This window comes from Hydrogenophaga sp. GW101-3F08, assembly GCF_059424585.1.
Window position 1 is genome coordinate 281,458 of sequence record NZ_JBWKZP010000002.1, and the last position, 12,204, is coordinate 293,661.

A 12,204-nucleotide genomic window follows, 5' to 3' on the forward strand; every position below is an offset into this window, starting at 1 on the left:
GCGGAAGGCATGACCGTGCGCTTCGCCGTTGTCCTGTCCGCACTGCTGCTGGGGCCTGTGCTGGCCCTGGCACAGACCACACCCGATGCATCGCGTTCGCGCGAGCTGGTGCGCATGGTGCGGCAGGACTGCGGCTCGTGCCACGGCATGCGCCTGACCGGTGGTCTGGGACCGGCGCTGACGCGCGAGGCCTTGGCCGATGTTCCTCTGGACAGCCTGGCCGCTGTGATCTTTCACGGCCGGCCGGGTACCCCCATGCCGCCCTGGCGGGCGATGCTTAGCGAGCCCGAGGCGCGCTGGATCGCACAACGCCTGCTCCAGGGCTTTCCTGAAGAAATGGTGAAAGCACCATGAAGCGCCGTGAATGGCTGGCCGCTGCGGCCACCCTGTCTTCTTTCGCCGCGCTCGGCGGTCTGGCGGGTTGCGCCACGCCCGTCTTGCGTGGCACCGGCGACCTCGGCGTGGTCATCGGCCGCGCCAACGGCACGCTCTACCTGGTGGACACCACGGCGCAGGCGTTGATCGGCGAGGTGCCCGGCCTGGGCGACCTGTCGCACGCCTCGGTGGTGTTCTCGCGCGACGGCCTGTTCGCCTACGTGTTCGGGCGTGACGGCGGCCTCACGCAGGTCAACCTGCTGGAGCGGCGCATCACGCGCCGCGTCATGCAAGCCGGCAACTCGATCGGTGGCGCCATCAGCGCCGACGGCACGCTGGTGGCGGCGCAGAACTACACGCCCGGCGGCGTGAAGGTGTTCGACGCGCGCACGCTGGAGCTGCTGGCCGATATTCCGGCCGAGTACGCCCCTGGAAAACGGTCGCGCGTGGTCGGCCTGGTCGATCTGCCCGGCCGCCGTTTCGCCTACAGCCTGTTCGACGCCAACGCGATCTGGGTCAGCGACTGTTCGGACCCGAAGCATCCCCAGACACAGAAATTCGAGGCCATCGGCCGCCAGCCCTACGACGCGCTGGTCACGCCCAACGGCCGCCACTACATCGCCGGCCTGTTCGGCGAAGACGGGCTGGCCCAGTTGGACCTGTGGGCAGAAGATTGCCCCCAGGTCAGGGCTGCGCCCAGCCCGCCCCCCGAGGGGGGCAAGGAAACTTGGGGCGGCCCGGCGTTTCCTTGTCAGCCCAAGGTCCGGCGCATCCTCGGCGGCTACGGCAAGGGCCAGGAGCCGCTGCCGGTCTACAAGATGCCGCACCTGCGCGGCTGGGCCGTGGCCGGGCGCCGCGCCTACCTGCCCGCCATCGGCCGCCACGAGGTGCTGGTGGTGGACACCGAGACCTGGGCCGAGGTGGGCCGCATCCCCGTGGCCGGTCAACCGGTGTTCGTGATGGCGCGGCCCGACGGGCGCCAGGTGTGGGTGAACTTCGCCGTGCCCGACTACCACCGCGTTCAGGTCATCGACACCCAGAGCCAGCAGATCGTGCGAACGCTGGAGCCCGGCAAGGCGGTGCTGCACATGGAGTTCACGCCGCGCGGCGAAGCGGTGTGGATCAGCAGCCGCGACGACAACCGCGTGAGCGTCATCGACACACAGAGCTTCGCCACCCGCGCCCGGCTCGACGTGCCCGCGCCCAGCGGCATCTTCTTCACCGCGCGCGCCGCGCGGGTGGGGTTCTAGAGCCATGAGCGCCGCCCGGCCGTTCCGAAGGCGCTCAGCCCCGCAGTGCGCAGCACGGAGGGTAGTCCAGTGAACGCGGGTGACCTCGCTCTGCTCAACCCCTGGCAACACGGCTTCCCGCTGGTGCGCGATCCGTTTGCGCACATGGCCCAGGCGCTGGACCTGCGCGAGGCGGACGTGCTCGCGGCCTGCGAACGGCTGCAGCGCGCGGGCGCCATCAGCCGCATTGGCGGCGTGTTCGCGCCCGGGGCCGGCGGCGCTGCCCTGCTGGCGGCGATGGCGGTGCCCCACGACCGATTGCACGAGGTCGCGGCCACCGTGTCGGCCCACCCGGGCGTGAACCACAACTACGAACGCGAGCACGGATTCAACCTCTGGTTCGTCATGACCGGGCGCGACGCTGCCGCCGTGGAAGCGGCCGTGTTGTCGCTGGAGCGCGCCACCGGCCTGCCCGCGCTGCGTCTGCGCATGCAGCGCGCCTACCGCATCGACCTTGGCTTCGATCTGCGCCACACCACCGCCTTGATGCCCATGCGGGTGCAGCACGTGGCCCACGCCGAGCCCATCGCGGCGGCCGACCAAGCGCTGGCCGCGCGGGTGGAAGCGGGCCTGCCCATCACCTCCCGCCCGTTCGACGCCTGGGCCGAAGCCACCGGCCGTTCCGTGGTGGACGTGCTCTACACGCTGCAGCACTGGCTGGACGCCGGCACCCTCAAGCGCTTCGGCGTCGTGGTGCGGCACCACGAGCTGGGTTTTGCCGCCAACGCCATGACCGTGTTCGACGTGCCCGACGCGCTGGTGGACGCCTGCGGCGAGGCGCTGGCGCGCCAGCCCGGCGTGACCCTGGCCTACCGGCGCGAGCGCGCGCCGCAGTGGCCCTACAACCTGTACGGCATGGTGCACGGCACCGACCGCGCCGTGGTGCAGCGCGTGATCGACCGCGTGGTGCCCGCCGCGGGGTTGGCCGGGCACCGGCACGCTGTGCTGTTTTCCACCCGCCGCTTCAAGCAGACCGGCGCACACCGCTTTCGCGCGCTGCCGTTGGCCCCACAGGAGGTGCCCCATGCTGTCGCCGGATGACGCCCGCCTGGTCGGCTTCCTGCACGGCGGTTTCCCGCTCAGCGACCGGCCCTTTGCCGACGTGGCCGCCGAGCTCGGCAGCAGCGAAGACGAAGTGATTCAGCGCCTGCAGCGCCTGCTGTCGCAGGGCGACCTGACCCGCTTCGGCCCGCTGTTCCAGATCGAACGCGCCGGTGGCCGCTTCGTGCTGGCCGCGATGGCCGTGCCCGAAGAGCGCTTCGACGCCGTCGCCAAGCAGTTGGACGGCATGGCCGAGGTGGCGCACAACTACCGCCGCGAATCGGCCCACCCAGGCCAGCCCGGCGCCACGCCGCTCAACATGTGGTTCGTGCTGGCGGTCGAGTCGGCCGGGCAGATCGATCCCATGGTCGCCCGCATCGAAGCGGTAACCGGTTTGCCGGTGTACGCCTTCCCCAAAGAGCGCGAGTTCTTCGTGGAACTGAAACTGCCCCTGTTCGAGGGAGGCGCCCATGGCCCTCGATGAACTCGACCGCCGCCTGATCCGCGCCACCCAGTCCGGCCTGCCGCTGGTGCCGCGGCCCTATGAAACCGTGGGCGCCACGCTGGGCATCAGCGGCGAGCAGGTGCGCGAGCGCCTGCAAGCCATGCTGGAAGCCGGCCTGATCCGCCGCATCGGCGCCGTGCCCAACCACTACCGCCTGGGTTTCACCGCCAACGGCATGAGCGTGTGGGACGTGGCCGACGACGTGGTCGATGCCCTCGGCGAACGCATCGGTCTGCTGCCCGGCGTGAGCCACTGCTACCGCCGCCCGCGCCGTCTTCCGGTCTGGCCCTACAACCTGTTCGCCATGCTGCACGGCCGCTCGCGCGACGAGGTGGAACAGCAGGCGCAAGAGATCGCCGCCCTGCTGGGCGATGCCTGCCGTGCGCGCGACATCCTTTATTCGACCGCGATCCTGAAAAAGACAGGCCTGCGGTTGACCGACTCCTGAAACGAAAGCCTCACCATGTTTCGCATCAGCCAGTACATGCGCGAGATCGCCGAAGCCGAACACACCGGCCGCTACCCGACACCCGCGCCGCGCGTGCGCCAGCAGCCCGGCAAGGACGCCGGTGTGGCGGCGGGTCAACGGCCTGGTCCCGTGGTCATTTGGAACCTCATCCGCCGTTGCAACCTCACCTGCAAACACTGCTACGCGCTCTCCGCCGACCACGAATACGCCGGTGAGCTGAGCTGGAACGAAGTCGTGACCGTGATGGACGACCTCAAGGCCTTTCGCGTGCCGGTGCTCATCCTCTCCGGTGGCGAGCCGCTGATGCGGCCCGACATCTTCGACATCGCCCACCGCTCGCGCGCCATGGGCTTCTACACCGGCCTGTCCACCAACGGCACGCTGATCGACGCCCCCATGGCCGACCGCATCGCCGCGACGGGCTTCGACTACGTGGGCATCAGCCTGGACGGCCTGCGCGAGACGCACGACCGGTTCCGCCGACAGGGTGGCGCCTTTGACCGCAGCCTGGCCGCCGTGCGCCTGCTGCGCGAGCGCGGCGTGAAGGTGGGGCTGCGCTACACCATGACCGCGCTCAACGCGCACGACTTCGCGCCCCTGCTGGACCTGATGCGCAGCGAGCGGGTGGACAAGTTCTATTTCTCACACCTCAACTACGCCGGCCGCGGCAACATCCACCGCGGCCAGGATGCGCAGCACCTCGCCACCCGCGACGCGCTGGATCGGCTCTTCGAGCGCGCCTGGGACGCCGCCTGCCGGTGTCTGGACGAGGAGTACGTGACCGGCAACAACGACGCCGACGGCCCCTACCTGCTGCAGTGGGTGCAGGCCCGCTACCCGCGTTGGGCCGACGCGCTGCGCGAACGCCTGGTGGCCTGGGGCGGCAACAGCAGCGGCGTCAACGTGGCCAACATCGACAACCTCGGCCAGGTGCACCCCGACACCATGTGGTGGCACCACACCATCGGCGACGTGCGCCAGCGCCCGTTCTCGCAGATCTGGAGCGACACCAGCGAACCGCTGATGGCGGGTCTGAAGGCGTTTCCCCGCCCGGTGCAAGGCCGCTGCGCGACCTGCCAGCACTTCGCCCTCTGCGGCGGCAACACCCGCACGCGTGCCCAGCAGCTCACCGGCAACCCCTGGGCCGAAGACCCGGGCTGTTACCTCACCGACGAAGAGATCGGCGCCGTGGCCGGCAGCGACGCGGACCGGCTCGCGCTCACGCCGTTCCGCAAGGTGCACATCCTGCAGCAGGAGAACCGCCATGTCTGATGCGATCAAGCGGCGCGCCGTGGAAACACTGGCCAACCTCGCCCGCGCCACGCTGGTGCTGGGCCTGTTCTGGATGGGTCTGGACATGGCGAGTGCGCAGACGGCGCCCAACGCCACCGCGCTCTACGGCCAGCACTGCGCCATCTGCCACGGCGAGCAGCGCACGGGGCTCATGGGGCCGGCGCTGCTGCCCGAGAGCCTGGAGCGCCTGCGCCCGGCCGAAGCGCTGAAGGTCATCACGCAGGGTCGCACCGCCACGCAGATGCCGGGCTTTGCCGACCAACTCAGTGCCGCCGACATCGCCGCGCTGGCCGCGCACATCCGCACCCCGGTGTCGCCCGCGCCCGTGTGGACCGAGGCCGACATCCGCGCCTCACGCAGCTTCAACCCCGCGCCCGCGGGCGAACCGGCGAAGCCGCTGTGGAGCGCCGACCCCATGAACCTGTTCGTGGTGGTGGAGGGCGGCGACCACCACATCAGCCTGCTCGACGGCGACAGGTTCGAGGTCATCACCCGCTTCCCCAGCCGCTTCGCGTTGCACGGCGGCCCCAAATTCACGCCCGATGGGCGTTACGTGTTCTTCGGTTCGCGCGACGGCTGGATCACCAAATACGACCTCTGGCGCCTGCGCGTGGTGGCCGAGGTGCGCGCGGGGCTCAACATGCGCAACGTCGCGGTGAGCGGCGACGGGAAGTGGGTCATGGCCGCCAACTACCTGCCGCACAGCGTGGCGCTGTTCGACGCCGACCTGAACCTGCAGAAGACCTACGCGGCGGCCACGCTGGACGGCAAGCAGACCTCGCGCGTCTCGGCCGTGTACGACGCCACGCCGCGCAACAGCTTCGTGGTCGCGTTGAAGGACATCCCAGAACTCTGGGAAATTTCCTACGACCCCAAGGCCGCGCCGATCTACGACGGCTACGTGCACGACTACAAGATGGGGGAGGGCATTGCCAAGCCCGGCTTCCTGGGCGTGCGCCGCACGCCGCTGGACGAACCGCTGGACGACTTTTTCTTCGACCAGAGCTACCGCCACGCGCTGGGAGCGACCAGACCCAAGACTGGCGAAGGCGCCGCCACCGCCCAGGTCGTCAACCTCGACGCGCGCCGCAGAATCGCCGACCTGCCCATCGCCGGCATGCCCCACCTGGGCTCGGGCATCACCTTCGCCTGGAACGGCAGCACGGTGCTGGCGAGTCCCAACCTCAAGGGTGGGGCCATCGACGTGATCGACATGAAGACCTGGAAACCGGTCGCCACCATTCCCACACCCGGCCCCGGTTTCTTCATGCGCAGCCATGAAAGCAGTCGCTTCGCCTGGACCGATTCGATGATGAGCCCGACCGCCAAGGACACCCTGACCATCATCGACAAGACCACGCTGCAACCCGTGGCCAGCGTGCGCGAACCCGGCAAGACGCTGGCCCACATCGAGTTCACCAAGGATGGCCGGTACGCGCTGGCCAGCGTGTGGGAGATGGACGGCGCGCTGATCGTCTTTGACGCCGCCACCTTCAAGGAAATCAAGCGCCTGCCCATGAGCAAGCCGGTGGGCAAGTACAACGTATGGAACAAGATCACGCGCTCGGAAGGCACGTCGCATTGAACCCCCTGCGCCGCTGCGCGGCTTCCCCCTCTCCTGCGGGAGGGGGACGCAGCCTGTGGCCCGGCGAAGCCGGTTCCACGGCTGCCCTGGGCGGGGCACGCGCTCCGGAAGCGTGTCCGCTGACTGGGTCGGCTGCGCCATCCCTGGGAAGCGTGGACGAGGCACACGTTTCGGAGGTGGGACCGCTCCCCCTGCGCCTGGCCGGTGACGGCATGGTCTGGCTGCTGGTGTTGGCCGAGTTGCTGGCCTTTGGCCTGCTGTTCGTCTCGTTCGCCATGGCGCGCTGGCGTGAGCCGGTGGTGTTCGCGCAGGGGCAGGCGGGCTTGGACCTGTCCACCGGGGCGCTCAACACGGTCTTGCTGGTGGCGGCGAGCTGGGCCGCGGTGCGGGCCGTGGGTGCGTTCCAGCGAGACCACCGCGTGGCCGGTGCGCGCTGGCTGCTGGTGGCCCTGGGCGGCGCGCTGGGGTTTCTGGTCGTCAAGGGCCACGAGTTCGCCGGCAAGCTGGGCGCCGGGTTCGACTGGGCCACGGACAGCTTCACCGTGCTGTACACCCTGCTGACCGGCTTTCATTTCCTGCACGTGGTGGTGGGCGCCGTGATCTTCGCGCTGCTGTGGTGGAACGCGCGCTCGGGCGTGTACGGCCCGGCCAACCACATGGCGCCGGCTTCGGGCGCTGTGTTCTGGCACATGGTGGACCTGCTGTGGATGGTGCTGTTTCCGCTGGTGTACGTGATCCGTTGATGGCCGCAAAGATGAAACCCACCCGCGTCGACCTCATCGCCCTCGTGCTCGTGCTGGCCACCGGCCTGAGCTGGTGGCTGGGGGAGGGCGCCGCCCTGACGCAGGGCCATCTCGGGCAGGCCGCCACGCTGGCGGTGCTGGCGCTGGCCGTGCTCAAGGGTGCGCTGATCGCGCTCGACTACATGGAGCTGCGCCACGCGCCCGCCCTGTGGCGGCGCGCGGTGCTGGGCTGGCTGGCGGTGGTGATCGCGCTGGTGCTGCTGGCCAGCCTGTTGCCGCGCCCCTGAACGGCCCGCTTCGGAGCCCGCCCCGTACACTTCCGCCATGCTGATTTTGGGAATCGAATCGTCCTGCGACGAAACCGGCGTGGCCCTGGTCGACGCCAGCGGCCACGACACACCGCGCCTGCTCGGCCACGCGCTGCACAGCCAGATCGAGATGCACCAGGCCTATGGCGGCGTGGTGCCCGAACTCGCCAGCCGCGACCACATCCGCCGCGTGCTGCCGCTCACCGACGAGGTGCTGGCGCAGGCCGGCCTGCCGCTGTCGGCGGTGGACGCGGTGGCCTACACGCGCGGGCCGGGCCTGGCCGGCGCCCTGCTGGTGGGCTCCGGCGTGGCGTGTGCCATGGGCATGGCGCTGGGCAAACCGGTGATGGGCGTGCACCACCTCGAAGGCCATCTGCTGTCGCCGTTTCTCAGCGCCGATCCACCGCGGTTCCCGTTCGTGGCCCTGCTGGTGTCTGGCGGCCACACCCAGCTGATGCGGGTGGACGGCGTGGGCCGCTACGAGCTGCTGGGCGAAACCATTGACGATGCCGCGGGCGAGGCCTTTGACAAATCGGCCAAGCTGTTGGGGCTGGGTTACCCGGGCGGGCCGGCGCTGGCCCGGCTGGCCCTGGAGGGCAACCCGCTGGCCTACAAGTTCCCGCGCCCCCTGCTGCACAGCGGGGATCTGGACTTTTCGTTCGCGGGCCTGAAAACGGCGGTGCTGACCCAGGTGAAGCGGCTGGCCCACGCGCGGCCCGAGGGGCCGGCCACGCCGCAGCTGGCGCAGGCGCTCGACGTGGCGCAAAAGGCCGACGTGGCCGCCAGCGTGCAGGCCGCCATCGTGGACGTGCTGGTGAAGAAATCGCTCTCGGCGATCGGATCCACCGGCCTGCGCCGTCTGGTGGTGGCCGGTGGGGTGGGCGCCAACGCGCTGCTGCGCGAGCAGCTCAACGCCGCCTGCCAGCGCCAGAACGTGCGCGTGCACTACCCGGAGCTGCACCTGTGCACCGACAACGGCGCCATGATCGCGCTGGCCGCCGGCCTGCGTGTGCAGGCCGGGCTGCTGGCGCCGGGTGGCGGCGCTGCGGCCTACCGCTTCGACGTCCGGCCCCGCTGGCCGCTGTCGGAACTCGCCATCACCGCCCTCTGAAAAATGCCCGAAATACCCGGGTGGGGTAGTCTCTGTAATTATGAATTAGACTGCGCAGGCCTGTCGCCTTGGTGACAGGCCTGACGCCGCCGGTGCCCTGCCGGCGGGTTTTGAACCACGGAGTGCATTCCATGAACCGACCGAATTTTCCGCGCCGCCGCGCCCTGGCGGCCCTGCTGTTGGGCGCCGCCAGCGTCACGAGCGCCTGGGCCCAGAGCCCGGCCGCACCCGCCGCCAGCGCCGCTCCCGTGCGCATCGGCATGATCGAAGGCCTCTCGGGCCCGTTCGCCAACACCGGTGAAGCGGTGTACCGCAACCTGGTGTGGGCCACCGAGCGCGTCAACGCCCGCGGCGGCGTGAAGCTGCCCGGCGGCAACCGCCCGCTCGTCATCGAGCGTTTCGACAGCAAGGGCCAGACCGAAGAGGCGCTGTCGGCCCTGCGCTCGGCGATCGACCGCGACATCACCATCGTGACCCAGGGCAACTCTTCGGCCGCGGCCGCCGGCCTGATCGACGCCATCAACAAGCACAACGAACGCGACACCACAAAGCAGGTGCTGTTCCTGAACTACTCGGCGGTGGACCCGGTGCTGACCAACCAGAAGTGCAGCTACTGGCACTTCCGCTTCGACGCCCACGCCGACATGCGCATGAGCGCGCTCATGAGCGTGCTGCGCGATGACAAGGACCTGAAGAACATCTACCTGATCGGCCAGGACTACAGCTTTGGCCAGGCGGTGCTGCGCGAAGCCCGCAGCCAACTGGCCGCCAAACGCCCGGACGTGAAGATCGTGGGCGACGAGCTGCACCCGATGGCGCGCGTGAAGGACTTCGCGCCCTACGCGGCCAAGATCAAGACCAGTGGCGCGCAGGCCGTGCTGACCGGCAACTGGGGCAACGACCTGACGCTGCTGGTCAAGGCGGCCCGCGAGGCCGGTTTTGACGGCTCGTTCTACACCTTCTACGGCAACGCCATGGGCGCACCCGCGGCCATCGGCGATGCCGGCATCGGCAAGGTGGTGGCGGTGGCCGACTGGTTCCCCAACGTACCGACGAAAGAATCCGAAGCGTTCTACCAGTCGTTCCGCCAGCGCTTTCCCAGCCCGGCCGACGACTATGTGCACATGCGCATGCAGCTCATGATCGAGTCGCTGGCGCAGGCCATCGAACGCGCGGGCTCGGTCAACGCGGCCGCCGTGGCGGCGCAGCTGGAAAAGGCCGAGGTCAAGCTCGCCGGTCAGAGCGCCCACATGCGCGCCGCCGATCACCAGTTCCAGCAGCCGCTGGCGGTGGCGGTGATGGACCGCCAGGGCGCCCCGGGCGTGAAATTCGACGTCGAAGGTTCGGGCTACGGCTTCCGTGTGGTGCGCAACCTGACGCCCCAGCAAGCCGAGCAGCCCCACAGCTGTAACATGGTTCGGTAGAGGGCCCCCCCGCCGCGCTTCGCGCGACCCCCCCAGGGGGCGGCACTGGCCGTCCGGCAAAGCCGGCCCGGCGGTGCCCTGGGCTGGGCCGTTTCATGCGGCGCGGGTCACGCTCCGGCGCGGTGGATCAACCGATATGAAAAAGGAAATACCCGATGCGAGCCGTGGTGGAGAGTCTTGAAGAGTCGCGCATTCGCGAGGTGGCCAACGAGGGCCTGGGGCGCGAGGGTGTGCTCAAGTTCTGGTTTGGCGAGAGCGACGAGGTCACGCCGGCCTTCATCCGGGAGGCCGCCATCGCCTCGCTGCAGGCGGGCGAAACCTTCTACGCTCACAACCTCGGCCTGCCCGAGCTGCGCCACGCCATTGCCGGCTACACCCATGGCCTGCATCCCCAGCAAAGCACCGACCAATGGTTCGACCGCGTCGCCGTCACCTCGGGCGGCGTCAACGGGCTGATGCTGGCTTCGCAGGCGCTGGTGGAGGCGGGCGACGAGGTGGTGGTGGTCACGCCGGCCTGGCCCAACCTCGTGGCGCAGCCGCAGATCATGGGCGCCACGGTGAAGACCGTGCCGCTCAAGGTGATCGCGCAGGGCGAACGCGCCGGTGCCTGGACGCTGGACATGGACGCCCTGCTCGCCGCCATCACCCCGGCCACGCGGCTGCTGATCGTCAACGCCCCCAACAACCCCACCGGCTGGACGCTCACCCGCGACGAGCAGTCCGCCATCCTCGCGCACTGCCGCCGCACCGGCACCTGGATCCTGGCCGACGAGGTGTACGAGCGCCTGTATTTCGCTGGCGACTCGGGCAACGTTCTGGCGCCGGGCCGCCCCAGGCCGGAGGTGTCCTCTGGGGGAAGCGGCGCAGCCGCGCAGGGGGGAACCGTTTCGGCGCCGAGCTTTCTCGATGTGTCCGAACCCAAAGACCGGCTCATCGTCGCCCACAGTTTTTCCAAGAGCTTCCTCATGACCGGCTGGCGTCTGGGCTGGCTGGTGCTGCCCAAGTCGCTGACCCACGCCGTGGGCAAGCTGATCGAGTTCAACACCTCGTGCGCCCCGGTCTTCACCCAGCGCGCGGCCGTGGTGGCCATCGAACGCCACCAGGACGTGACACCCGCGCTGGTGGCACACCTGAAGCACTGCCGCGACACCCTGGTGCCGCTGCTGCAGGCCGTGCCCGGCGTCACCCTGGCCGAGCCTCGGGGCGGCATGTACGCCTTTTTCCACCTGGCGGGGCACGACGACTGCCTGGACACCGCCAAGCGCCTGGTGCGCGAAGCCGGCCTGGGGCTGGCACCCGGCAGCGCCTTCGGCCCCGAGGCGGCCGGCTGGTTGCGCTGGTGCTTCGCCAGCCGCGACCCGCGGCGCCTGGAAGAGGGCGTGCAGCGCTTGGCGAAGTGGCTCGCCCGCGCCTGAGGGCGGCCATTCGACGACGGTTCCCGGGCGGTGCTCCCGCAGACACGGGCCCATGGCCATGGCCCTGCCGGGGAAGGTGCGGTAGGCTATAATTCGCGGTTGCCATCTTCTGGATGGCGATTCACGCCCGTTGCGGCGGTCGGGTCTGGACCTTTCGTTCAGAGGCCGGCAGGCTGCGGCGGGACGCATGTAACCCCCAGGAATCCGACATGATCGAAAAATCCATCAAGGCAGCTGTTGTTGCCGACAATGCCCGCGCTGCCAACGACACCGGCAGCCCCGAAGTGCAGGTCGCCATTCTGACCGCCCGCATCAACGAGCTGACCCCCCACTTCAAGACCCATGCCAAGGACCACCACGGTCGCCGTGGCCTGCTGCGCATGGTGAGCCGCCGCCGCAAGCTGCTCGACTACCTGAAGTCCAAGGACGCCGACCGTTACGTCGCCCTGATCGCGAAACTGGGTCTGCGCAAGTAATTTTGGACCCGGCATGACACGCAAAACGCCTGAGTTGGTTCGCTGGCTCGGGCGATTTTTGTTTGTGCATGCCGTTTTTTGATTCCGGAAAAGCCGCAACAGAGCGAAGCTGTGTCATTCCAAAGGGATTGGTCGCCGTGAGGCGGGCGACCAGACTCTCTGGAATGGCA

The 12,204-nt window shown here is 69.3% G+C and carries 13 protein-coding genes; all 13 read left to right on the forward strand.

Annotated elements, in window-relative coordinates; translation table 11 throughout:
• Positions 1–9 precede the first annotated feature (9 nt).
• The 13 genes from AC07YZ_RS06980 (at position 10) to rpsO (ending at position 12,034) form a co-directional block, all read left to right on the forward strand.
• Positions 10–354 (forward strand): c-type cytochrome, encoded by a 345-nt coding sequence (locus tag AC07YZ_RS06980; protein WP_494794230.1) that lies wholly within the window; start codon positions 10–12, stop codon positions 352–354.
• The gene (locus tag AC07YZ_RS06985; protein ID WP_494794231.1) at positions 351–1,625 is read left to right on the forward strand and encodes a cytochrome D1 domain-containing protein; all 1,275 of its coding nucleotides are present in this window, start codon (positions 351–353) and stop codon (positions 1,623–1,625) included. The genes AC07YZ_RS06980 and AC07YZ_RS06985 overlap by 4 nt, the downstream gene beginning before the upstream one ends.
• A 69-nt stretch (positions 1,626–1,694) precedes the next feature.
• On the forward strand, positions 1,695–2,705 hold the full coding sequence (ahbB, locus tag AC07YZ_RS06990; RefSeq protein ID WP_494794232.1) for a siroheme decarboxylase subunit beta: 1,011 nt from the start codon (positions 1,695–1,697) through the stop codon (positions 2,703–2,705).
• Entirely contained in the window at positions 2,689–3,189 is a 501-nt protein-coding gene (locus tag AC07YZ_RS06995) for an Lrp/AsnC family transcriptional regulator (RefSeq protein WP_494794233.1), read from the forward strand. Before ahbB (AC07YZ_RS06990) ends, AC07YZ_RS06995 begins: the two co-directional genes overlap by 17 nt.
• Positions 3,176–3,658 carry a siroheme decarboxylase subunit beta gene (ahbB, locus tag AC07YZ_RS07000; RefSeq protein WP_494794234.1) on the forward strand — a complete coding sequence of 161 codons (483 nt, stop codon included), beginning with the start codon at positions 3,176–3,178 and terminating at the stop codon, positions 3,656–3,658. The genes AC07YZ_RS06995 and ahbB (AC07YZ_RS07000) overlap by 14 nt, the downstream gene beginning before the upstream one ends.
• 15 nt (positions 3,659–3,673) lie before the next feature.
• Positions 3,674–4,951, forward strand: a complete 1,278-nt coding sequence (gene nirJ, locus AC07YZ_RS07005; protein ID WP_494794235.1) for a heme d1 biosynthesis radical SAM protein NirJ — start codon at positions 3,674–3,676, stop codon at positions 4,949–4,951.
• Positions 4,944–6,557, forward strand: a complete 1,614-nt coding sequence (locus AC07YZ_RS07010; protein WP_494794236.1) for a cytochrome D1 domain-containing protein — start codon at positions 4,944–4,946, stop codon at positions 6,555–6,557. Before nirJ ends, AC07YZ_RS07010 begins: the two co-directional genes overlap by 8 nt.
• Before the next feature lie 176 nt (positions 6,558–6,733).
• Positions 6,734–7,300: a cytochrome c oxidase subunit 3 gene (locus AC07YZ_RS07015; protein ID WP_494794237.1), complete on the forward strand. Its 567-nt coding sequence runs from the start codon at positions 6,734–6,736 to the stop codon at positions 7,298–7,300.
• An 11-nt stretch (positions 7,301–7,311) separates the two neighbouring features.
• The gene (locus AC07YZ_RS07020) at positions 7,312–7,587 is read left to right on the forward strand and encodes a cytochrome C oxidase subunit IV family protein (protein WP_494794238.1); all 276 of its coding nucleotides are present in this window, start codon (positions 7,312–7,314) and stop codon (positions 7,585–7,587) included.
• Positions 7,588–7,624: 37 nt separating this feature from the next.
• On the forward strand, positions 7,625–8,719 hold the full coding sequence (gene tsaD / locus AC07YZ_RS07025) for a tRNA (adenosine(37)-N6)-threonylcarbamoyltransferase complex transferase subunit TsaD (RefSeq protein WP_494794239.1): 1,095 nt from the start codon (positions 7,625–7,627) through the stop codon (positions 8,717–8,719).
• Positions 8,720–8,850: 131 nt separating this feature from the next.
• On the forward strand, positions 8,851–10,143 hold the full coding sequence (locus AC07YZ_RS07030; protein ID WP_494794240.1) for a branched-chain amino acid ABC transporter substrate-binding protein: 1,293 nt from the start codon (positions 8,851–8,853) through the stop codon (positions 10,141–10,143).
• 155 nt (positions 10,144–10,298) lie between these two features.
• Positions 10,299–11,558 carry a pyridoxal phosphate-dependent aminotransferase gene (locus AC07YZ_RS07035; RefSeq protein WP_494794241.1) on the forward strand — a complete coding sequence of 420 codons (1,260 nt, stop codon included), beginning with the start codon at positions 10,299–10,301 and terminating at the stop codon, positions 11,556–11,558.
• Positions 11,559–11,767: 209 nt separating this feature from the next.
• On the forward strand, positions 11,768–12,034 hold the full coding sequence (rpsO, locus tag AC07YZ_RS07040) for a 30S ribosomal protein S15 (RefSeq protein WP_068175401.1): 267 nt from the start codon (positions 11,768–11,770) through the stop codon (positions 12,032–12,034).
• Positions 12,035–12,204 lie beyond the last annotated feature (170 nt).

Bases quoted from the DNA above. Each gene is read 5' to 3' on its own strand.
- AC07YZ_RS06995 (WP_494794233.1), top strand. From the start codon at position 2,689: ATGCTGTCGCCGGATGACGCCCGCCTGGTCGGCTTCCTGCACGGCGGT.
- AC07YZ_RS07030 (WP_494794240.1), top strand. From the start codon at position 8,851: ATGAACCGACCGAATTTTCCGCGCCGCCGCGCCCTGGCGGCCCTGCTG.
- tsaD (WP_494794239.1), top strand. From the start codon at position 7,625: ATGCTGATTTTGGGAATCGAATCGTCCTGCGACGAAACCGGCGTGGCC.
- ahbB (WP_494794234.1), top strand. From the start codon at position 3,176: ATGGCCCTCGATGAACTCGACCGCCGCCTGATCCGCGCCACCCAGTCC.
- rpsO (WP_068175401.1), top strand. From the start codon at position 11,768: ATGATCGAAAAATCCATCAAGGCAGCTGTTGTTGCCGACAATGCCCGC.
- AC07YZ_RS07020 (WP_494794238.1), top strand. From the start codon at position 7,312: ATGAAACCCACCCGCGTCGACCTCATCGCCCTCGTGCTCGTGCTGGCC.
- AC07YZ_RS07035 (WP_494794241.1), top strand. From the start codon at position 10,299: ATGCGAGCCGTGGTGGAGAGTCTTGAAGAGTCGCGCATTCGCGAGGTG.
- nirJ (WP_494794235.1), top strand. From the start codon at position 3,674: ATGTTTCGCATCAGCCAGTACATGCGCGAGATCGCCGAAGCCGAACAC.
- AC07YZ_RS06980 (WP_494794230.1), top strand. From the start codon at position 10: ATGACCGTGCGCTTCGCCGTTGTCCTGTCCGCACTGCTGCTGGGGCCT.
- AC07YZ_RS07010 (WP_494794236.1), top strand. From the start codon at position 4,944: ATGTCTGATGCGATCAAGCGGCGCGCCGTGGAAACACTGGCCAACCTC.
- AC07YZ_RS06985 (WP_494794231.1), top strand. From the start codon at position 351: ATGAAGCGCCGTGAATGGCTGGCCGCTGCGGCCACCCTGTCTTCTTTC.